1 protein-coding gene is annotated in these 577 nt (G+C 35.2%); it reads left to right on the top strand.

The window, feature by feature from the left end; translation table 11 throughout:
- The first annotated feature begins 57 nt into the window (after positions 1-57).
- A complete protein-coding gene (locus tag DIU01_RS03375; protein ID WP_290831838.1) occupies positions 58-552 on the top strand; it encodes a metallophosphoesterase family protein in 495 nt (164 codons plus the stop codon).
- Positions 553-577 lie beyond the last annotated feature (25 nt).

The raw sequence follows: 577 nt of genomic DNA on the forward strand, positions 1-577 counted from the left end.
TCGTGCAATTCGTGTCAAAAAATAACTTTGTGACTTAGCGCCATTGCGGCAAATAATATGAAAAAAATCCTTTTACTTTCTGATACGCACAGTCATATTGACGATACAATCTTGAAATATGTAAACCAAGCAGATGAAGTTTGGCATGCTGGAGATATTGGTGATTTGGTTGTAACCGATACCTTAAAAAAACTAAAACCACTTCGAGTCGTTTACGGAAACATCGACGACGACAAAGCTCGAATGGAATTTCCATTAAATAACCGATTTATGTGTGAAGGTGTTGATGTTTGGATTACACATATTGGCGGATATCCAGGCAAATACAATCAAGCAATTCGTGAGGAATTGAAAATGAATCCGCCAAAATTATTTATCTGTGGACATTCACATATATTAAAGGTGCAATTTGACAAAACCTTAAATTTACTTCACATGAATCCAGGTGCTTGTGGTATTTCAGGTTTTCATCAAGTGCGAACAATGCTTCGATTTGAAATCGATGGAGATAAAATTCAGAGTTTGGAGATTATTGAAATAGGGAAGAAGTAGTTATCAGATTTCAGATTTCAGATTT

It is taken from the genome of Flavobacterium sp., from assembly GCF_003525665.1.
Lineage (GTDB): Bacteria > Bacteroidota > Bacteroidia > Flavobacteriales > Flavobacteriaceae > Flavobacterium.

Coding starts and splice junctions, on each gene's coding strand:
- DIU01_RS03375 (WP_290831838.1), top strand. CDS start 58: ATGAAAAAAATCCTTTTACTTTCTGATACGCACAGTCATATTGACGAT.